21 protein-coding genes are annotated in these 19,395 nt (G+C 65.5%); 11 read left to right on the top strand and 10 right to left on the bottom strand.

The genetic code is table 11. From position 1 onward, the window contains the following. Positions 1-61 precede the first annotated feature (61 nt). The 4 genes from QNO08_RS15655 to QNO08_RS15670 all read right to left on the bottom strand — a co-directional run bounded on the left by QNO08_RS15655 (position 62) and on the right by QNO08_RS15670 (position 2,980). Positions 62-679 (bottom strand): dihydrofolate reductase family protein, encoded by a 618-nt coding sequence (locus QNO08_RS15655; RefSeq protein WP_229966202.1) that lies wholly within the window; start codon positions 677-679, stop codon positions 62-64. A gap of 76 nt (positions 680-755) precedes the next feature. Continuing rightward, a complete protein-coding gene (locus tag QNO08_RS15660; protein ID WP_229966203.1) occupies positions 756-1,304 on the bottom strand; it encodes an acyl-CoA thioesterase in 549 nt (182 codons plus the stop codon). Between the two features lie 382 nt (positions 1,305-1,686). Further along, positions 1,687-2,277 (bottom strand): Rv1352/Rv1906c domain-containing protein, encoded by a 591-nt coding sequence (locus QNO08_RS15665; protein ID WP_229966204.1) that lies wholly within the window; start codon positions 2,275-2,277, stop codon positions 1,687-1,689. A gap of 139 nt (positions 2,278-2,416) precedes the next feature. Next, positions 2,417-2,980 (bottom strand): hypothetical protein, encoded by a 564-nt coding sequence (locus QNO08_RS15670; protein ID WP_284155611.1) that lies wholly within the window; start codon positions 2,978-2,980, stop codon positions 2,417-2,419. Between the two features lie 868 nt (positions 2,981-3,848). Between QNO08_RS15670 and QNO08_RS15675 the strand changes: the two genes are divergently transcribed. After that, positions 3,849-4,907, top strand: a complete 1,059-nt coding sequence (locus QNO08_RS15675; protein ID WP_229966206.1) for an SMP-30/gluconolactonase/LRE family protein — start codon at positions 3,849-3,851, stop codon at positions 4,905-4,907. Positions 4,908-4,982: 75 nt separating this feature from the next. After that, complete coding sequence (locus tag QNO08_RS15680; RefSeq protein ID WP_229966207.1) at positions 4,983-5,453, top strand: hypothetical protein; 471 nt, start codon at positions 4,983-4,985, stop codon at positions 5,451-5,453. Here QNO08_RS15680 and QNO08_RS15685 read toward each other — a convergent pair. Both QNO08_RS15685 and QNO08_RS15690 read right to left on the bottom strand, forming a co-directional pair. Next, positions 5,450-5,908 carry a DoxX family protein gene (locus QNO08_RS15685; protein ID WP_229966208.1) on the bottom strand — a complete coding sequence of 153 codons (459 nt, stop codon included), beginning with the start codon at positions 5,906-5,908 and terminating at the stop codon, positions 5,450-5,452. The two genes, QNO08_RS15680 and QNO08_RS15685, sit on opposite strands and share 4 nt — an antisense overlap. Positions 5,909-5,929: 21 nt before the next feature. Beyond that, entirely contained in the window at positions 5,930-7,105 is a 1,176-nt protein-coding gene (locus tag QNO08_RS15690; RefSeq protein ID WP_229966209.1) for a M20 metallopeptidase family protein, read from the bottom strand. A 247-nt stretch (positions 7,106-7,352) separates the two neighbouring features. On the opposite strand from QNO08_RS15690, the gene QNO08_RS15695 reads away from it, so the two are divergent. The 7 genes from QNO08_RS15695 to QNO08_RS15725 all read left to right on the top strand — a co-directional run bounded on the left by QNO08_RS15695 (position 7,353) and on the right by QNO08_RS15725 (position 14,802). Next, complete coding sequence (locus QNO08_RS15695) at positions 7,353-7,712, top strand: DUF6507 family protein (protein ID WP_229966210.1); 360 nt, start codon at positions 7,353-7,355, stop codon at positions 7,710-7,712. A gap of 4 nt (positions 7,713-7,716) precedes the next feature. Next, the gene (locus QNO08_RS15700; protein ID WP_229966211.1) at positions 7,717-9,648 is read left to right on the top strand and encodes a hypothetical protein; all 1,932 of its coding nucleotides are present in this window, start codon (positions 7,717-7,719) and stop codon (positions 9,646-9,648) included. After that, positions 9,645-10,265 (top strand): hypothetical protein, encoded by a 621-nt coding sequence (locus QNO08_RS15705; protein ID WP_284155612.1) that lies wholly within the window; start codon positions 9,645-9,647, stop codon positions 10,263-10,265. Before QNO08_RS15700 ends, QNO08_RS15705 begins: the two co-directional genes overlap by 4 nt. Before the next feature lie 69 nt (positions 10,266-10,334). Next, complete coding sequence (locus QNO08_RS15710) at positions 10,335-11,750, top strand: sensor histidine kinase (protein WP_229966213.1); 1,416 nt, start codon at positions 10,335-10,337, stop codon at positions 11,748-11,750. A 100-nt stretch (positions 11,751-11,850) separates the two neighbouring features. Continuing rightward, on the top strand, positions 11,851-12,582 hold the full coding sequence (locus tag QNO08_RS15715; protein WP_229966214.1) for a response regulator transcription factor: 732 nt from the start codon (positions 11,851-11,853) through the stop codon (positions 12,580-12,582). Between the two features lie 109 nt (positions 12,583-12,691). Beyond that, positions 12,692-13,573 carry an ABC transporter ATP-binding protein gene (locus QNO08_RS15720; RefSeq protein WP_229966215.1) on the top strand — a complete coding sequence of 294 codons (882 nt, stop codon included), beginning with the start codon at positions 12,692-12,694 and terminating at the stop codon, positions 13,571-13,573. Further along, positions 13,570-14,802: an ABC transporter permease gene (locus QNO08_RS15725; protein ID WP_229966216.1), complete on the top strand. Its 1,233-nt coding sequence runs from the start codon at positions 13,570-13,572 to the stop codon at positions 14,800-14,802. The genes QNO08_RS15720 and QNO08_RS15725 overlap by 4 nt, the downstream gene beginning before the upstream one ends. Here QNO08_RS15725 and malQ read toward each other — a convergent pair. Next, complete coding sequence (malQ, locus tag QNO08_RS15730) at positions 14,799-16,955, bottom strand: 4-alpha-glucanotransferase (protein WP_229966217.1); 2,157 nt, start codon at positions 16,953-16,955, stop codon at positions 14,799-14,801. The genes QNO08_RS15725 and malQ overlap by 4 nt on opposite strands. Positions 16,956-17,013: 58 nt before the next feature. Next, positions 17,014-17,343 carry a DUF6221 family protein gene (locus QNO08_RS15735; RefSeq protein WP_229966218.1) on the bottom strand — a complete coding sequence of 110 codons (330 nt, stop codon included), beginning with the start codon at positions 17,341-17,343 and terminating at the stop codon, positions 17,014-17,016. A 123-nt stretch (positions 17,344-17,466) separates the two neighbouring features. On the opposite strand from QNO08_RS15735, the gene QNO08_RS15740 reads away from it, so the two are divergent. Next, positions 17,467-17,715, top strand: a complete 249-nt coding sequence (locus tag QNO08_RS15740; RefSeq protein WP_229966219.1) for a hypothetical protein — start codon at positions 17,467-17,469, stop codon at positions 17,713-17,715. A gap of 119 nt (positions 17,716-17,834) precedes the next feature. After that, positions 17,835-18,065 carry a hypothetical protein gene (locus QNO08_RS15745; protein WP_229966220.1) on the top strand — a complete coding sequence of 77 codons (231 nt, stop codon included), beginning with the start codon at positions 17,835-17,837 and terminating at the stop codon, positions 18,063-18,065. Here QNO08_RS15745 and QNO08_RS15750 read toward each other — a convergent pair. Together QNO08_RS15750 and QNO08_RS15755 are read right to left on the bottom strand one after the other, a co-directional pair. Further along, on the bottom strand, positions 18,062-18,820 hold the full coding sequence (locus tag QNO08_RS15750; RefSeq protein WP_229966221.1) for an SDR family NAD(P)-dependent oxidoreductase: 759 nt from the start codon (positions 18,818-18,820) through the stop codon (positions 18,062-18,064). The two genes, QNO08_RS15745 and QNO08_RS15750, sit on opposite strands and share 4 nt — an antisense overlap. Positions 18,821-18,997: 177 nt before the next feature. Then, positions 18,998-19,270, bottom strand: a complete 273-nt coding sequence (locus QNO08_RS15755) for a hypothetical protein (protein ID WP_229966222.1) — start codon at positions 19,268-19,270, stop codon at positions 18,998-19,000. Positions 19,271-19,395: the final 125 nt, after the last annotated feature.

Genomic DNA, 19,395 nt, shown 5'->3' on the forward strand with positions numbered 1-19,395 from the left:
ACGTTCCACCGAAAGGGCGGAGCCGCATCTCGCGGCTCCGCCCTTTGGTTTGGTGCTGGTCTTAGGCCCCGGTCCGGGCCTCGAAATCACCGCTGCCGAAGGGTATGGGCCTGAGCCGAAGATGCAGGGCGCCGCTGTTCAGGGTTTCCGATTCGAGGAGATGGAAGCCCGAAGGCGTGGCTCCGGTTTCAAAGAGCCGCTTGCCCGATCCGACCACGACGGGAAACACCAGCAGCCGATACTCATCGACCAGGCCTGCGTCGTGCAGCGTCCGGGCCAGCTGGTGGCTGCCGTGGACCTGGATTTCGCCTCGGTGCGCGCGCAGCGCCGCGACGGCCGCCAGCGGGTTCCCCTGAAGCACCCGCGTGTTGTTCCAGGTCGGGTTGGTCAGGGTGGAGGAGACCAGATATTTGGGCAGGTGGTTGAGGGCGTAGGCCACTGCATCCTCCGGGTCGGTCACCCCTTCCCAGTACGGCTGCATCATCTCGTAGGTGCTCCGCCCGAGGAGCAGCGAGTCACCCCGGGCGAACCAGCCGGTGACCGTCCGGCCCACGCCCACATCCATGTGCGGCACCAGCCATCCGCCGCGTTCAAAGCCGCCGGACCGGTCCTCGTCCGCGGCGCCCGGGCCCTGCATCACGCCATCCAGGCTCAGGAAAATGTTGAGGGAGAGAGTCATGCGCGCCAATGTACGCCGCCGGTCGGACGAGCGGTATGCGTGCGCCCGGTTCTGGCCCGGGCACCGCGGGAAGGACTCAGTTCCAGGTGTGGGGCGCCGGCCGGCGGGTGCTCGGGAGCGCACCGTCTTCCCGCCACTGCCGGATCCACTCCGGCACTTCCAGATCGGCCGGCGGCAGCACGCCGGCGGCCTTGAAGATGTCCTCGTTGCTGACCGGCCCCTGCTTGGACACGAAGCGCGCGGCGATGTAGGCACGCGCGTAGATTTCGCCGTCGGCCACCATCCGCTGCTCCAGGTAAGTGGCGCGGTCGTCGAATCCGATGACCTTGGTTTCGATCGTGTAGCGCTGGCCCAGTTCCAGGGATTTGCGGAAGCTGATGGTCTCGTTTCCCACCACCGGGCTCCATCCCTTGCGGCGCATTGCGGCCCAGAAGCCGCTTCGAACCATGAGGTCGAAGCGGCCCAGGTCCATCAGCGACAGGTACATGCCGTTGTTCAGGTGCATCGCGATGTCGATGTCAGTGGGCAGCACCCGCATCGGCAGCGATGACGTATCAAAAAAGCCCAATGCAGAGCGCCGGCGGGAGCGGAAGAGGACCAGAAGCGTGCGAAGGAGTAGATGCATGCACGCCATATTACTGGTCGGTAACTTAGGTCGGTAACATGACATCCCGCGGATCCTGGTCGGGCGGGTTGATCACCCCTTCGGCCGGTATCGAGTCCGCAGGCGACATCGGCCGGATCAGGGGAACCGCTGCACGCCGGAAAGAAGCGCCTGTCGCCCTCTCCAGGGGCGTGAGGTCCAGTGAATTGGTCCGGCCGTCGTTGACCGGGCTTCCAAAAAAGGCGGCGCTTCCCTTTCGGGAGGCGCCGCCGTCGCCCTCTGTTTCAGGTGCAGTTTCGCGAGCAGATGTTGTTCGGCGTCCGGCCCGGCCTTGATTCCGCCGGGAACGCGACCATGGTCTGACCCTTCGCCCGGAGGTCTCCGGTCAAACGAACAGGAGTGGTTACTGCTTTTCCCATGTCCCGCAGCGCGCCGACTTAAAGTCTTGGCCTTCAGCCAGCGTGACGACGGGATGCCCTCCTCCTGGAATGTCGTTCTCAAGGATGTCTGCACCGTTGGATCCGCTGCGGTAGACACCCCAGTAGCAGCTGGACCCGACAGGCTGTGAAGCACGGTAAGTTCCCGGGGCAATATCTTGTCCCACTACCCAGGTGCCGTCGCCGACGGTGTTGGCAGCTTTAGTCTTTTCTGCCCCGGTGACCGCATCTTCGCGAGCCTTGACCGTAGCTTCGGCAGCCTTCACTTTCTCTTCGGAAGTCGCCACTGCAGTTTCGCGTTTCTCGACGTCGACTTCCCGCGCCCTAATACCGTCCGCCATGACGTCGTAGTCTTCTTGAAGCACCTCGTAGTCGGCTTCAATCTCTGTCAGTTCGGTCTCAAGGGACTTCGTCGAAGCTTCCAATGCGACATATTCATCGCTGCCGGTCGGATCGACCAGCGCCGCTCCCGCCAAACCACCGCCTCCAAGCAACACGACACAGGTCAACGCCAACGCCCAGCCCTTGCCCTTTCGCTTGCTCGGGCGGTCGGACACGGTCCGAGGAGCCCTCGGCCCGGAAGACTTAGGGGGCCCCGGAGGCCCGGGAGGCCCGTTTGTGTCGGCGGCAACAGCAGAGTTTTCGGGGAACCGACCGAGGTCTGTTTCCTGTTCAAGGGGTTTCATGACGAGGCTCCTAATCCGTAATTTCGACGACGATGTTCAGCCCGCTGTCGGGGTGATAACCCCAGGATGCAGTGAATTCGTCCCAGTCCGCGCTCTGGCGTCCGTCCAGCGCTCGGGTGGTCCCGATCCGGCTTTCCACACTGTCCGGAATGTCCATCTCAGCAAGAAGACAGGAGATATCGGCATAGTCGGCGCCGGTGGAGTCTTCTCCTTCACTGCTCATGGAGATTGACTGTCCGTTGTCACCGATGTCGATGCCATACGTGTCCGTGACGCTGCAGGACTCAGCCGCCTCTTCAATAGCGTTGGAGGAGAAGGGAATGTTGATCTGTCCCAGCCCGATTCCTGCGATCAGGCCAAAGCCGAGGCCGACTGCCCCGTAGACCAGGTGCTTCCGGCTTGCGCGCGAAGACGCCTCCGCCGGTCGCCAGTCGGCGCCTGAGGCAGGTGGATGAACGGTTTGTCCGGGAGAAGCAGGCGGAGGAGGCTGGCTTTGGCCGTACCCTGCCGCCGCGGAGGGTGGTGCGGCAGGACCTGCTGCCGATACTGCCGGTGAGTCGATGTCACCTGCCACCTCAGCTGAACCGGTTTGCTGACGTTCCGGCTGGGCTGCCTTCTGTGGTTCGCCATTTGCTCGATGTTGCAACATTAACTGTTTTCCCTGTTCTGGACGGCGGATAAGCGTTGGATGCGGAGCTGAAGCCGTCCCCAAATTAAGGTGCACAGCTATCGCGCCAGCAGAACCAATGCCTAGCCTTTATCCTGCCCTACAAACCGAGACGGGATTGCCGGAATCTTGGAAGGCAGTCCGATAACCCTCTGATCAGAATTTTCATGGAAACCGCGCAACTTTCTGCTGCACCGAACTAATCGAAGTCCCATGGGAATGAGCAGTCAGTAACCGTTAGTGACATCCCCTCCTGATGCCACTCTTTCGATCCGGGATAAACGCTCCAGTCAGCAGCATGCGGATATACCGCCTAGGGATTCCGTCCGGTTTCCCCAGCACGGCAGGCCGTCGCAAGAACAAGACTTCGATGCCAACGAAGTCATCCCCGGGCCGGGGATTCAAACGAAACCCCAGCTCAAGCACTTCTGTGATTTCGTTGGGAATTCATAGTTGCAGGGGCAGGTTTCGTCGGGGATGACGTCCGCTTCCCGGCACGCGTTCCCACTCTTCGTTATTCCTGTGACTGATGGGGCCGCAGCAGCCCCGGCAGGTATCAAAGAGTGGGAATCCGTGCGGGGTAGCCGGCAAAAGCGCCGAGCTCCGGACAGCATCCCGCCAGCCCCACCAATTACGGGCCGACCCGGCAAAAAGATTAGGATGATCCTAAGCACTTTGGGCGGCCGCTGTCCCCGGTCTGCAAAGCACTGCGCGGCGTTCGGCCACCCGAGGACCCCCACCCGCAACGGAGCCTTGAATGTCACAGAACGCCAGGATGTCACAGCGCACAAAGCAACCCGCCGCCATCTGGCGCGGAATGGCAGCGCTCGGAATGATCGGCGCCCTCGTCGGATGTTCCGGCCTGGACACGGGAAGCACCTCCCCGGACACCGACAGCACGACGGCAGGTCCCAGCCAGCGCGCCGAACGGACCGCCGAAAAGGTCGTCCAGGTCAGCGAGGTCCACCCCGAAACGGGCATGACACTGATCGAAGGACCGACGTTCGGGCCCGACGGCGGCCTTTTCGTCGTCGACGTCACCGCGCCTCCGGGGGATCCGAAAGTCCTGAAGGTCGACGTCGACGGGCAGACGGTCGAAGGAATCTACACCAACGAAACCAGCGCCTTCACCTCGGCCCAGTTCAGCCCGCAGGACGGACTGCTGTACCTGACCGACTTTGTCGGCGGAAAGATCGAGAGCATCACGGCTGAGGGCACCGATCCGAAGACCTTCTTCAGCGGCGATGTGGAGGGCACCTCCACGAAACTCGACGATCTGGCCTTTGACGAGGCAGGACACCTCTTCGTCAGCGACACCACCGGCCATGACGGCCCGGCGTCGGAGGTCCAGGGCAGGATCGTGCGGATCGACAAGGACACCGCGCAGCCAACGGTCCTGGCCAGGGACCTCCCTGCCCCCAACGGAATCTCGTTCACTGAGGATTTCAAGGCCCTGTGGGTCAGCCAGTACTCGGAAAACCGCATCGACTACCTGGGCCTCAGCGAGGACAAGACCCGCGTGGAAACGTCCCACCCCGGCGTCCAGGTCAATGGCGGCAAGAGCCAGATCGACTCCAACGCCGTGGATGAGAGCGGAAACATCTACCAGGCGTTCCACGGGCAGCCCAGCATCTACGTCTACAGCCCGCAGGGCGAACTGCTGTCCACAGTCTCGGTGCCGGCGGACGACGCCGAGGGCCTGACTTCCGCAACCAATGTGGCCATCAAGCCCGGCACCTCCGAGGCCTACATGACGGTCAGCGGGCCCGACGGCGGATTCGTCTACTCCTTCGAAGCGCTGGGCACCGGGATCCGCCAGTCCAACGGCGGCTAGGCCCGACGGCGAACGCCTCCGCGCGCCGTGGGCAAATGCCGTTGTCTGTAGTGCGATCCCCTAGAGTAACCGTCCATGGACTCGCCACCGCAGTTTGTCGTCATTCTGTTTGGCGCCCTGATCGTATGCCTCGGTCCGGTCCTGCTGGCGGGAGGCATTCTGGCCTACACCGGGCGTTGGACAGACTGGGTTGGTCCATCGAGCTACCCTTCGACGGCGAAGCACTCCCGGTTTGGGTTTATGGTGTTTTGGGCCGGCCTGCCGATGACCGTTGTGGACATCCACCTCGCGCTGGAGGTGCTGGGTATGGACGCCGGGGTGACAGGGTATCTCGTGCAGCCAGCCGCTGTTTCCTGCGCGCTGGTAGTGTTCATCCAAATCTACTTCCTGCCCCGGTTCCTCCGCCCCGTGCTGCTGCCCCGGTGGTACCGGGATTGGGAGGCTGCCCAATTCGAGGTGGAGGAGCGGGAGGCTGCAAAGCGCCGTGCAAGGCGTACACGCCGTCGGGAGAAACGCCGGAAAGCGAAGGAAAAGGCCCGCAGCTAGCCCTTCTTCAGCGCGGCCCGCAGCGCCTTCCAGGCCCCGGTGGACCACAGCGCCCAAAGCACCAGCAGCGGCTGGAACAACAGCCGCACCAGCCGGGCCCGGTCAGTATCGAGCCCGAATGCATCGGTGTGCGTCACGTACTGGGAGATGTTTCCGGGGGAAATCGCCACGAAAAACGCCGCCACGGCCAGGCCCACCGGCACCCGGCGCCTGCGCAGCAGGATCAGCGCCGCACCGAGGCTGAGCTCCTCAACACCGGAGAGCAGCACGACGGCGTCGTCGTCCATCGGCACCCAGCCCGGGACCTGGGCCTGGAATTCCTCCCGGGCGAAGGTCAGGTGGGAGGTCCCGGCGAAGGCCAGGAACGAACCGAGCGCAATGGCCCCCAGGCGCCGGGGCTTCGAGGTGGGCGGAGCAGGTTCGGCAGCGGCCGTGATCAGGTGTGAAATAGCCATGGCCCGAGCCTACGCCTGCTGCTACGTCAGCCGGTTATACGCCAGCTGGGCCAGTGCGGCAGCCTGGTCGCCCAGCACCGAATCGTCAAAAAGCACCCGCGGGGAGTGGTTCCAGGCGACGGTTTCCGGGTCCAGCGACGGCGGTGTGGCTCCCAGGAAAATAAACGTGCCGGGAACCTCGTTGAGGATCAGGGAGAAGTCTTCCGAGCCCATGAGCGGATCGCGGGACTCCAGCACCCGGTCCTCACCGAATATCTCGCGCAGCCCGGAGATGGCCTCCCGTGTCCGGCCGGCATCGTTGCGCGTCACCGGATAGCGCACGGTGAAGTGCACTTCCACACTGCATCCGTGCGCGGCGGCGATGCCCTCGGCGAGCGTCGTGGATTCCACGATCACGCGGTCCAGCGACTCGTCGGACAGCGTGCGGACCGAGGCCCCCAACTTGGCAGTGTCCGGAATGACGTTGATGGCGTCGCCCGCTTCGAGCTGAGTGACGGTTAGGACAATCGGGTCAAAGACGGAGAACCTGCGGGTGGCCATGGTCTGCAGCGCCGTGGCGATTTCGGTCAGGGCCGGAACGGGGTCGACGGCGGTCTGCGGCTGCGAGCTGTGGCCGCCGGATCCCTTCACGGTGATGCGCAGTTCGTTCGCCCCCGCCATCAGCGTGCCCGGCCGGGTGCGGAAAACACCGAGCGGACCGGGCCGCACATGGATCCCGTACGCAGCAACGGGGCGCTCCCCCGCGGCGTCGAGCACTCCTTCGTCCAGCATGAGACTCGCGCCGTCGTGGCCTTCCTCCCCGGGCTGGAACATGAAGATGACGCTGCCGGAGAGGTCCTCCTGCTGGGCGTGAAGCAGTTTGGCCGCCCCCACGAGTCCGGCCACGTGCAGGTCGTGTCCGCAGGCGTGCATGTTGCCGTTGGTGGAGGCATACTCCAGGTCGGTCAGTTCTGCCACCGGGAGGGCATCCATGTCTCCGCGCAGCAGCACGGCAGGCCCCGGCTCGGCGCCGCGGAGCACGGCGACCACCGACGTCGCCTTGACGCCCAACGTGATCTCCAGGTTCAGTCCCTCCAGCGCAGCCAGGATTTTCTCCTGGGTGCTGGGCAGATCCAGCCCGGTCTCGGGCTCCCGGTGCAGGGCACGCCGCAGCGCCACCAATTCAGGGAGGATCGCCTTTGCTTCTTCAACAAACATGCTCTGTGTCCTGTCATCCGCGCCGATGCCCGGCCGCCTTCGTGCCAACTTGCTACCTACGCAGTAAACCATTCCTTTCCCGCCAGCACACCGCCGGTTGCTCCCGCCCCACCTGCAACAGCCCGACCGACACCTTCCGGGGTCCTCCGCGCAGGCCCGGGCCAGTTGTCCACAGGTTTAATTCGGCCCTGTCCCTGATGCCGGGGAACGCACTTATAGTGATCGCAGAAACAGGGGTGGTGGTTTCATGTACGACATTGACGTATCTGCGCTCCAAGCGGTGCTCATGGCGGTTGCAGTGGACGGCACCGCGCTGCACCAGGCGGCAAATGAGGCGCGGGCCGGCGGCGACGAGGCGGCCGGCCAGTTCGGCACGGCTGAAGGAGTGGCCGAGGCCTTCGGGGTTTTCTGGGCACCGCGGGATGACCTGGGCCAGCGGGTGGCCAGCCTGGTGTTCCGTAAGGCTGACGCCGTTGCGGAGGCCGCCCAGGCATTCGTGGAAGCTGACGGCGAGATGAGCAGCACCGCGCTCCGTTCCCTGGCGGAAATCCACACCGGTTATGCACCGCCGGTTAGCCGCCCCCGGCCCGAAACTCCGGTGGAGTAGCGCCTTGTTTTACCTCGAGGCGCTCCCCGATATCAATGTCCCCTGGGCTGTTCTCACTGCGGCAGCAGCCACCATGAGGGACCGGGCCTCGAACGCCGTCAGCCTGTTTGACGCGGTCTCGGCCACGTGGGACGGACTGCAGCAGGCCTACCGGGAAACCTCCACCCAGGACAGGGTGTACTCCGCGTTGCTCGACCTTCGTGACCCGCTCATGGATTGGGCAATAGCACTCTCGGCGGGCTGCACTGTGCTCGAAGATTTCGCAGCGCAGGGACCGCCCCTGCAGCGGGAGGCCAACATCCTGGCCGGGGAAGGGGTCGGCCTGCGCACGTCAGCCGCGGCTGCTGACGCCTCCGGCGACGATGAGCTGCTCGCTGCCGCAGCCCGCGACGGGACCGCCTTCAACCTGCGCGTCCAGACGCTGCAGCAGAATTGGACGCGGCTGCTGGAAACCGTCAGCTCGGACCTGGCCGGCATATCCGGCGGCACCGGAGAAACCCTGCAGGTCATCGCCGCTCTCGGCGGGCCGGTGCTGCCCGCTCCGGACTGGGTTGGGCTGACCTCCACCCTCGATGACCTCGGGGAACTCGATCCGGAGGCCGTGGTCGACTCGATCCTCTCCCTCACCGACGACGAGCTTCGTGAGTGGTCCATGGTCAACCCGGAAGCGGCGCTGATCCTGGCGCGCAATAAACTTCCCCACACGCCCGCATCAAAGACCGCGGAATTCGTCATGGGTTTGGCCAGCGGCGGAGGCTATAAGCGGCCGCGGGGGAGCCTGGCCGCCGACCTGGCGCCGGAAGGGATCACCGTCATCCGAACGCAGTGGCTGACCCTGGATCCGCTCGAACAACGGAGGCTGCTGCTGCTGTATCCCTCCCTCTTCGGAAACATGAACGGCGTCCCCCTGGCCCAGCGGGCAGTGGCCAACATTGTCACCGTTGCCGGCTACCGGGAAGAAGTGGCCAGGCAGCTGGCGGGCATGGGTGGTGAACCTCAGAAGGAGAACTTCGCGCCGAACCCGGGCGAACAGGCCCTCTACTCCGCGGCGCGCTCCGTCTGGGATGAGCTCAACCGGAAGAAGGAGGGGCTGGACCACGCCGCCTTGGCCGGAGTCCAGGTAGTGATGGTGAGCTTGGACGGAGACGGCCGGGTTGTCACCATGAACGGAACACCCTCCCCCGCCACCAAAACCAGTACGATCCTGGTGCCCGGAACGGGCGCCGACTTGTCGAGTCTGGAAGACTACTCGCTGCGGCTCAACCAGCTGATGAAGGACAGCGGCCCCCAGGATCTCTCCTTCTACTGGCAGGGAACGGATCTGCCGGATGAGGTGAAGCACAACGCCTCCGCCCGGTACAACGAGGCAGGCGGCCCCCTGCTGGCGGGTTTCGACGCCGCCGTCGATCTCGAGCTGACCGCCGGCACTCGGACCACCAGCATCGGGTACAGCGCCGGAGCAGCACTCGTGGGGACCGGCGAACGGGAGGGCCTCGATTCCACGAACATCATCTATTTGGCGCCGTCCGGTGTCGGAAACGACGTCGGCAGCATCGGCGACACCCAGAACCGGGAAGCCCACCGGTTCTGGATCCAGGCCCGGGATGATCCCATCTCAACGGCTCTGCTCCTGAGCGGGGCGTCCCAGGGCGGCGACCCCGAACAGATGGATGTGACCCGGCTGGACTCCGGGTTCATCAATCATGATTCGGGCGGTGAGCTGGTCTCGGGCCATGAACAGTATTTCCATCCGCAGTCCACTGCCATGCAAAACATGTGGCAAGTCGTCTACGGCGGGAACGTTTACCCGTACGTTCCGGATGAAATGTACGTGGACGAGGGCGGCTTGTGGCCGTACAGTCCGTTGGAGAAGACGCCCGAGGACTATGCGGGAGACCGTATGCCCTCTGTTCCGATTGAAAGTACCGAACGATGATGCGGAATCCCCTTTCTGCGGCGCTGCCCCGGTTTGCCGCCCTGGCACTGCTGACTTTCGCCCTGGGAGGCTGCGCCTTGAACCCCTTTTCCGAAACCCCGGACCCGGCAGGCCGGCCGGCCGCTGACATCGTGCCGGAGCTGGAAGCTCTCTTCCCCGAACTCCTGGCAGAGGCAGGAGAAGGGTCACCGATCGAGGTCGCATCGCTCCGGGAAGCCTCCTGCCTCGACTCGGTGCAGGACGAGCATCCAAACGCGATGACGAGCGCGCAGGCCTGGGCACTGGGGCGGTATGCCGACCATGCACCGGCCCAGGCGGCAGTGGACGCCCTCGCCGCCCATCTGAGCGGGGAAGGGTGGGCACTGCAGGACGAGTTGCGGAAGGACGCGGACAGCAACGGCGATGTCCATGTCATCAACTACACGAAAAACGATTTGCGGGCGCTGGTGCGCTACCGGCATGCGGAACTCGACGGCCACCGGGTCGTTGATGTGATCATCAGCAGCCCGTGCGTGGAGAATCCGGTGGAGCACCGGATGATCCGCTCCAAGCTGGACCCTGATTACGGCGTCCACAGCAAGCACTACGATTACGAGGCCGAAGCCGCAGACCGATGAGCTCCGCGCAGGACGGCGTTCATCCCTGCGGCGGAGTTCCCGGAGCGCTCGGACTCCTAGACTGGCACCATGATCGATTCCCCGGCCTCCCACGCCGGCATCCGGAGCAGTTCCGGGGCCCGCCGCCGGCCGCGCCCAACTCCCCGGGTTCCCCGAGTTCCCCGGCTGCCCTGGCAAACCGGTGAGGACTGGGAGCGCCCAGGCCCGACGCGGGAGCAGCTGCGGCGGGATGTGCTCGGCGCCGCCCTCGTCTTACTGATCAGCGCCGTGGCGCTGGAGAGCAGCCGCGGCTTCGGTGCCATGAGCGGCGATGACCGCCCCTTCTGGGTGCAGCATCTGGTGATGGCGCTGATGGTGCTGCCGCTGGCAGTGAGGCGCCGTTTTCCGATCACCGTGCTGCTCGTGGCATCGGGCCTCTTCTTGGGCCTAAGCATGTACATGCCGGGCCTCGGCGCCCAGCTTGGCTTCCAGGCGGCCTACTTCGCCGCGATCTACGCCGCGGTGGCGTGGTCGCGGAACCGCCGCCTGCTGAACCTTGCCCTGGTGCTGGTGATAGCGGCGATGGCCCTGTGGCTGCTGCTTACCTTCACCGTCTCGCAGTCCTACGACGCCTTCCTTCAGGAAATCCAGGAGCAGAACGACAGCCACGACGGCCTGATGTCGCCGATGGTTTCGTATGCGGTCTACACCGTCCTGCTCAACGCCGCCTACTTCGGCGGGGCGATTCTGTTCGGCCGCACCTCCTGGCGCAGCGCCCTCCAGCGCGAGCAGCTCTCCCAGCAGGCCGAGCAGCTCAAGATCCAGTCCGCTGTGCTGGCCCACCAGGCCGTGGTCAACGAGCGGCTGCGGATCGCGAGGGAACTGCACGACGTCGTCGCGCACCACATCGCCGTGATCGGCGTCCACGCCGGGGCTGCGCGCCGGGTACTGGCGAAGAAGCCCGAAACCACTGCCGCAGCCCTGCAGACCATTGAGGAATCAAGCCGCGAGGCGGTGGATGAAATGCGTTCGCTGCTGGGGGTGCTGCGCGCATCCGACGAGGGGGAACCCGCGAACGACGGCGGCATCCACCGCCGGCCCGAGCCCGGCCTGGCGGAGCTGGACGGGCTGGTCGCCGAGCATCGCGCCAACGGGCTCAAAGTGTCCTTTTCCCGGGTCGAAGATCTTCCGGGCGCGCTGGACTCGGTGTCCGCCCCGCTGTCGCTGTCGATCTACCGCACGGTGCAGGAATCCCTGGCGAACGTGCGCCGGCATTCCACCGCCGGCGCCGCCGTCGTCGCCCTGCGCACCGGCTCGTCCGGCGACGCCCGCTGGCTGGAAGTGGAAACGGTCGACGACGGCAGGCCGCGTTCCGGTGCGGCCTCCGGCTCCGGCTTCGGGTTGCGGGGAATCCGGGAACGGGCAGCCCTGCACGGCGGAACCGCCGAAATCGGACCGCGGACCGGCGGCGGCTGGCGGGTGCGGGTCCGGGTTCCGATTCGCTGAACCCCGCTCCGGCCGCTTTAGCGGTACCGTAATTTCCGCAGGCGGTACAGCCCCTGCGGCCAGGGGGGCTTTCCCCGACGAAAGGGTGTGAACGCACGTTATGGAACCGATCCGGGTCCTGCTGGCGGATGATCAGGCGTTGGTGCGTGCGGGCTTCGCCATGATGCTTTCGGTGGAAGATGACGTCGAGGTTGTGGGGCAGGTGGCCAACGGCCGCGAGGCAGTGGACTTCGCCGCGGCCTACCCCGTGGACGTAATCCTGATGGATGTGCAGATGCCGGTGCTGGACGGAATCAGGGCCACTGAGGAGGTGGTGCAGGCCGGTCTGGCCAAGGTGATCATCCTGACCACGTTTGAACGCGACGACTACCTCTTTGATGCCATCCGCTCCGGTGCCAGCGGCTTCCTGCTGAAGAACGCCGACCCGGATGACCTGGTGGCGGCGGTGCACGCCGTGGCCAGCGGCCATGCCTTGCTTGCACCGGAAGTCACGGTCCGTGTCATCGAGCGGTTCGCCCGCCAGCTGGGGTCCGAACAGGCGCCCGCGGCCGCCGGGACACCGGCTCCCCTTTCCGCTCACCACCGCAAGCTCCTGGAATCCCTGACGTCCCGGGAGCGCGAAGTCCTGGTAAATGTGGCCGCCGGATGCAGCAACGCCGAGATCGCTTCCCGCATGTTCGTGGCCGAGGCAACGGTCAAGACGCATGTTTCCAACCTGCTCGCCAAAATCCAGGTCCGCGACCGGGTGCAGGCCGTGGTGTTCGCCTACGAATCCGGCCTCATCCTTCCGGGGGAGACCGCTGCTGAAATGCCCGGCGACCGGCACCGCTGACTCCAGGTCTTCACCCGTCCGGCCGATCCCAGCAGCCGCGGCCGGAACTAAAGTCGAGGGAGAAGTTACCCCTGACGACGCCCGGCCTGCCGGGAAAGGAGCAGCCCCCATGCTGCAGGTTCAAGACCTCACCCGGAAATTCGGGGACAAGACGGCGGTGGACAGCGTCACGTTCGACGTCCCGTCCGGCCAAATGACCGGATTTGTGGGCGGCAACGGCGCCGGAAAGACCACCACCATGCGCATGATCATGGGGGTGCTGACGGCCACCGGGGGCGAGGTGCTCCTCGACGGCTCCCCCGTGACCGCCGCTGACCGGTCCCGCTTCGGCTATATGCCCGAAGAACGGGGGCTCTATCCCAAGCAGCCCATCCTGGACCAGCTGGTCTACCTCGGCCAGCTCCACCGGATGAGCTCAGCTGCCGCCCGCACCGAAGCCATGGATCTGCTGGAACGGTTCACTCTGGCCGACAGGCACAAGGACAAGCTGGAGTCGCTGTCCCTGGGCAACCAGCAGCGGGTGCAGATCGCCGCGTCGCTGCTGCACCGGCCCAGCGTGCTGATCCTGGACGAGCCGTTCTCCGGGCTTGACCCTGCCGCGGTCGATTCCATGGTGGAGTTGCTGCGCGAGCGTACCCGCGAAGGTGTCCCCGTCCTGTTTTCCAGTCATCAGCTGGACCTCGTGGACCGGCTCTGCGACAACCTGGTGGTGCTCAAGGCCGGAAAGGTCATGGCCTCCGGATCCAGCGAGCAGCTGCGCGCCGAAGCGCCCCGCCGGCACCGCATCACCATTTCCCCGGATGCCGGTTGGCTGCGGGACGAGCCCGGCCTGGAGGTTATTGACGTAGCCGGACCCACGGCAGTGCTCGAGTTCGACGGCGACACCACCGCCCAGCGCGTGCTCGGCGCCGCCCTGGCCCGCGGCACGGTTGAAGAATTCACGCCGTTGAGGCCGTCACTCAGCGAAATTTACCGGGAGGTATCAGCATGAGCACCACCGAGACCCGCCGCCCTGATTCCTCGGCGCCTCAACGGCCGGAACCGGCGGAGGACAACACTCCCCCCTGGGCCATCGTCACCCTGCGCGAGGTTATGGTGAAGGCCCGCGACCGCAGCTACCTGATTTCCACTGTGGTCACCCTTGTGCTGATCGTGGGTGCCGTGGTGTTCAACGCCTACATGGCCAACCGCGGCACCGACTACACCGTGGCCGTGACCGCAGGGTCCGGAGCGTCGGTGGTGGACACCGCCGGCCAAAGTGCCTCCGCTGACGGCAGCACCGAATTTGAGGCGGTTACTGCCGACTCCCCCGAGGCTGCACGGAACCTGGTCAGCGACGGGGAGGCCGACGCCGCGCTGCTGCAGGACTCCGACGGCACCTGGACACTGGTGGGCGACGAGGAAATCGACAGCGGACTGCGCTCATCGGTCGCTGAAGCTCTGCGGATCACCGTTATTAATGACAACGCCGAAGCGGCTGGAATGACCGGCACGGAGCTGCTGGCCGGAAGCGAACTGGAGGACGAACTGCTGGACGGCGATGCCGACAACGCCCTGCTGGCCACCATCGTCGGCTTTGCCTTCAGCTTCCTGTTCTACATGTCGGCCATCATTTTCGGCATGGCCATCGCCAGCTCGGTCCTGGAGGAAAAGCAGAACCGGGTCGTGGAAATCCTCGCCACCGCCATTCCCATCCGGCAGCTGCTCTACGGCAAGGTGGCGGGCAATACCGTCCTGGCCATGGTCCAGCTGGCGCTGTACGGCGGGGCTGCCCTGCTGGCGCTGAACTTCACGGACACCGCGGACATGGTGGGAATGATCATTCCGGCCTCCGGCTGGTTCCTGGTGTTCTTCCTCGCCGGGTTCATGATCCTGGCATCCGCCTGGGCCATGCTGGGTGCCATGGCCAGCCGCAGCGAAGACCTGAACAACAGCTCCACACCGGTCCTCGGCGTCATCTTTGCGGCACTGTTTGCCGGCATGTTCGCCGAGGGACAGCTGCTGGTCATCGCCTCCTTCGTTCCGGTGGTTTCCTCCGTCGCCATGCCCATCCGGATGCTGAACAGCGAGATTCCGCTGTGGGAAACCTTCCTGTCCCTCGGCATTGCCCTGGCCGCGGCCTACGCCCTGCTGCGGTTCAGCGAAAACATCTACCGCCGCGCCGTCATGCAGAGCGGAGGCGCGCTGACCCTGCGCAAGGCCATGAAGCTGGAGTCCTAGATCGACCGCTGCATCAGGTTCGCCAAGGAGTTGAAGCGGTCGTTGGACGGCAGGTCATCGAGCAGGATGGCCTGCCCGTCCGGTCCGCACAGGGGGATGCGCCAGTTGGGATATTCGTCCCCCGTGCCGGGCTGGTTTTGGGTTTGCCGCTCCCCCACCGCGTCGGTCAGGGACACCCCGAGGAGCACCGACGGCGTCTGCAGGATAAAGGAATGCAGCGCCTCGACGGTCTGCTGTATCTTCTCGGCGCCGACGGCACCCGTATCCGCCAGCAGCCCCCGGGTGCGCACCAGGGACAGCAGGGCTTCCTGAGCCGCGGCGTCGAGCTCCCGCTCCTCCTCCACCGGGCGGCTCAGCAGGCCCAGGGACGCGCGGAGGTCCACGTGTTCCCCGGCCAGGTAGCCTGCGGCAGGCGGCAGGTCATGGGTGTTCACGGTGGTCAGTGCCCCCTGCCGGTACTCCTCCGGCAGGCGCGGACCGGTCTCCGTCTGTTCGAACCACAGGATGGACGTACCCAGCACGCCGCGCTCCCCGAGGTATTCCTGCACCCAGGGCTCGAACACCCCCAGGTCCTCGCCGATGACGACGGCGCCGGCGCGTTCGGCTTCGAGCGCCAGGATTCCGATCAGGGCTTCGTGGTCAAAGTGCACATAAGCGCCGTCGCCCGGAGAAGATCCGGACGGAATCCACCACTGCCGGAACAGTCCGAGGATGTGGTCGACGCGGATGCCGCCGGCATGCCGCAGCACCGTGCGCAGCATGTCCCGATACGGCAGGTAACCGGCGTCGGCCAGCCGCTGCGGATGCCACGGGGGCTGGCTCCAGTCCTGGCCCTGCTGGTTGAACATGTCCGGCGGTGCGCCCACGGACACGCCGGGCGCCAGGACCGGACGCAGCATCCAGGCGTCGGCTCCGGCCGGATGCACGCCAACGGCGAGGTCATGGACGACGCCGATGGCCATGCCGGCGCGGCGGGCAACTGACTGGACGTTTTCGAGCTGCTGATCGCAGATCCACTGCAGCCATTTGTAGAACTGTCCGCGGGCAGCAAGCTCGGCACCGTGTTCCTGCACGTAGGGGCTGTCGGGTCCGGTGATCCGCTCCCATTCCGGAGCTCCGGCCGGCAGCGTTTCCGTCAGCGCGCACCACAGGGCGAAGTTTTCCAACCCCTGGCCTTCCAGGGCACAGAACTGTTCAAACTGCTTTTCCCGGGCAAAACTGCGCGGCACCGCGAAAATGTCTTCCAGCGCTGCCAGCTTGGCCGCATAGGTGGAGTTCCGGTCCAGCTGCTCCGCCGACAGGTTCGCCGCGCCCAGGGTACGTGCCGCGTCCTCGACCTTTGCCCTGGCCTCGCCGGGAAGGTAGCCGTACTCCGGTATGTCTTCCACCCGGATATAGAGCGGATTGAAAAAGCGCCGCGTGGCCGGCAGATACGGTGACGGCTCCAGCGGCGGCACGGGTTCGGCGGCGTGCAGCGGGTTGATCAGGATGAACCCGGCACCATGGTCGGCTCCGGAGAGCGCGGCCAGATCCGCCAGGTCGTTGAGGTCGCCGATCCCCCAGGACCGGGAGGACCGCACCGAGTACAGCTGCGCCATCAGCCCCCAGGCGCGGCGGCGGGAGAGCTCCGCCGTCGTCGTCAGGCGTTCCGGCGTGACGACCAGGACAGTTTCGGCCTGACCGCCGCCGCCCTCAACCTCCAGTCGGTGCCACCCCAGCGGCAGGTCGTCGGGCAGCAGCACCATGGTGCGGACGATCCGGGTTCCGTCGACATCCAGTTCCTCGCTGGGAACCGCCGGCCACTCGATCTCCCGGCGGTTCCCGTCTTCCAACGTTATCCAGACGCGGTTTTCCTTCCGCGCGGGGGTGTGCACGGCGACGGAGTGGCTCCTGTGTTCGCGAACGACGACGGCGCCGGGCAGAGTCTGTCGCCACGGTGCCAGCCGCCCGCCAGCCAGGGACGCCGCCAACTCTTCCTCGGACTCCACTCCGACTCCAAGCGCGGAGAGCACCCTGCGCAGGGTTTCATCCGACACCTCGCGGGGCGTTCCGTCCCATCCCTTGAAGGTGGTGACAACGCGGTGCTGGGCTGCGAGCTCACGCAGCAGCGTGCTGCTTTCGGCCGGAAGGTCTGTGGAGTTCGGTGAAGTCATGACAATCAATCTAAGGCTTCGGATGCCCCGGCGCCCACTCCGGAGCCTCTGGCCGGGGTCAGCTCCGCTTTTCGGTGAGCCGCCAGACATCCTGATAATCCGGATGGTCCTGGTAGGCAGCAGCCATGGCCGCCAGCGCCAGGGTTGTCCATTCCAGCTCGTCCGCGAACTGCTTCCCCTGGCCGTCCGGATCCATGACCATCCGGGCGAGGGCGTTGCGTCTGGCACCGCCAATAATCTCGATCAGCATTAGCTTGGCCTCGCATTCGCGCAGCAGCCGCTCCTCATACCAGCGGTCGGAAGGGGAAACACCTCGGGCCGTCAGGAGCTTGCGGGACTCCGCGGCATCGTCCTGGAAGCGGGTCAGCAGGAAGTCCACGATATCCATGTCCTTGATCGTACGCGGTGGAAATCAGGGCGTCAGGGACACCGTTGAAAAAGCCCTCGCTGAGGACCGGAATAATTCTGCTGCCGGGTTAGTTGACATAACTAGTCAAGCGAAAGAGAGCCCGTGCCAGCTGTCAGCACGCCCAGCACACCCACACGTTCCAAGCCTGCCCGCGCCAAGCGGGTCCGAAACATCCGCGCCATCCGCCGCGGGGACCACATCGAGGTCCGCAGCGGAAGCGAAGTGTATTACCGCGGAGAAGTCCGCGACACCGCACCGGGTCTGGGCACCGTCTGGATCCGCGAGGACGACGCCGGAACCCGGACCGCCGTCAGCGTCGAGGATTTCACCATCTGGAAGATCCCTGCGTAACCGAAAGATTTCATCCTTCGGTTTCCCGGTGGAAATATTCCGTTAACGGAATCGGTCCACGCTTAAGTACTGCAATTCAAATCAGTGGAACTTTCCCCGCCTGCGTCCAGGAGGCTCCCGTGACACTGCCGCCAAATCACCGCCGCGTTCGGGTTCGGAATCTCAACGACCTTCAGCGGGGCGATGAAATTGAGGCCATGATCCTCAGCGTTGTCCACCACCGCGGCCGGGTGCAGGATGTCGCTCCGGGGATCGGCGCCGTCTGGATCCGCACCGCCGCCGGAAAGCGGGCGCTGGTCCATGCTGACGAGTACCGGCTCTGGCAGCTCCGGCCCGGCGAACACGGCTAGCGGTCCATCAAGGCTCCGGCGCTGATGTTCAAGGTAGCGGCTGTCATGCTGGCCGCCTTGTCCGAGGCCGCGAACGCTGCCGCATAACCCACCTCTTCCAGTGTTGCTGCCCGCCGCAGCAGCGTGGCTTCGACAATGCTGTTGGTTATATCCTCGCGGCCGTCCAGGTCCGCCGGCAGGGATTCCGGAATGCCGCCGCTGCGCAGCGTGACCACGCGGATGCCGTATTCACCGAGCTCGACGGCCAGTTGCCGCCGCATCGCCTCAATGGCTTCGAACGCAGTGATGAGCCCGCCGTAGTAGTTTCCCGGCGTCGTGTCGCCGGAGCCCCCGAACGCCAGGATCACGCCTGACCGCTGCCGCATCATATGCCTGGCGGCTGCCCTGGCTGTCAGGAACATGGACTGCACCGCGGTGGATACCGGGCGCAGATAATCCTCCACGTACATGTCCACCATCGGCGAACCCTGGACATCGCCGTGCTGGATCACGTTCATCGAGATGTCCAGGCTCCCGGAGGCTGCCGCCACATCCTTGGCATGCGCATCCACGGCCTGCGCGTTGGTGGCGTCCAGCAGCGCCGTCTCTGCCAGCCCGCCGTCGGCGCGGATCTCCCGTGCCACGGCCTCCAGCTTCTCCGGACTGCGGCCGGCCAGGTAGACACGGGCCCCCTCGCGGGCGAAGGCACGGGCCACCGCTCCCCCGACCGCTCCTCCTCCGCCGTAGATGACGGCGGTTTTCCTGTTGAGCAGCATGTGAGCCTCTTCGGTCCGCTGTGGCTGTGGCTGTGGCTGTGGCTGTGGCTGTGGCTGTGGCTGTCAATGATGGCACCGCCGGACCGGCTTGCACAGGGACCCGGACTGGAAGCCCGGGTCCCTGTGCCAGTTATTGGCGGCACTTATTGGCGGCAGTTTTGCGGCTGCGCCGGCGCTCTACCAGCGCACTTTTTTCTCCCTTCGGCCCTGCTTGCCGTTGGCATGCGTGGGTTTGTGGTCCTTGCCCAAGCTCTGCCATCCGGGCAGGGCGCTTTCTGCGGCCAAGGAGGCGGCGGTCCTTTCCGGACTCTCGCCGGTCAGCTTGGCCGCCGCCGCGGGAGCCATGTTCACCGTTGCCTCCAGCGGTGCCCCCGGTGCCGGCGCGGATAGGACCGGCACGGTCTGCGCCGGCGCGGTCAGAGGATTCGAGTGGTGTTTCTTGGACGTCATGGTGGTCTCCGGATCTTCAAGTAGGGGCCGGGAGCTTCGCTGGTATTGCGCAGGCGGGCAGGTCCTCACCGTTCCGGACAGGCAAGCCGCGGAAGACGCGGAGGCTGCAGCGGAACGGTCGGGGA

It is taken from the genome of Arthrobacter sp. zg-Y820, assembly GCF_030142155.1.
Classification (GTDB): Bacteria; Actinomycetota; Actinomycetes; order Actinomycetales; family Micrococcaceae; genus Arthrobacter_B.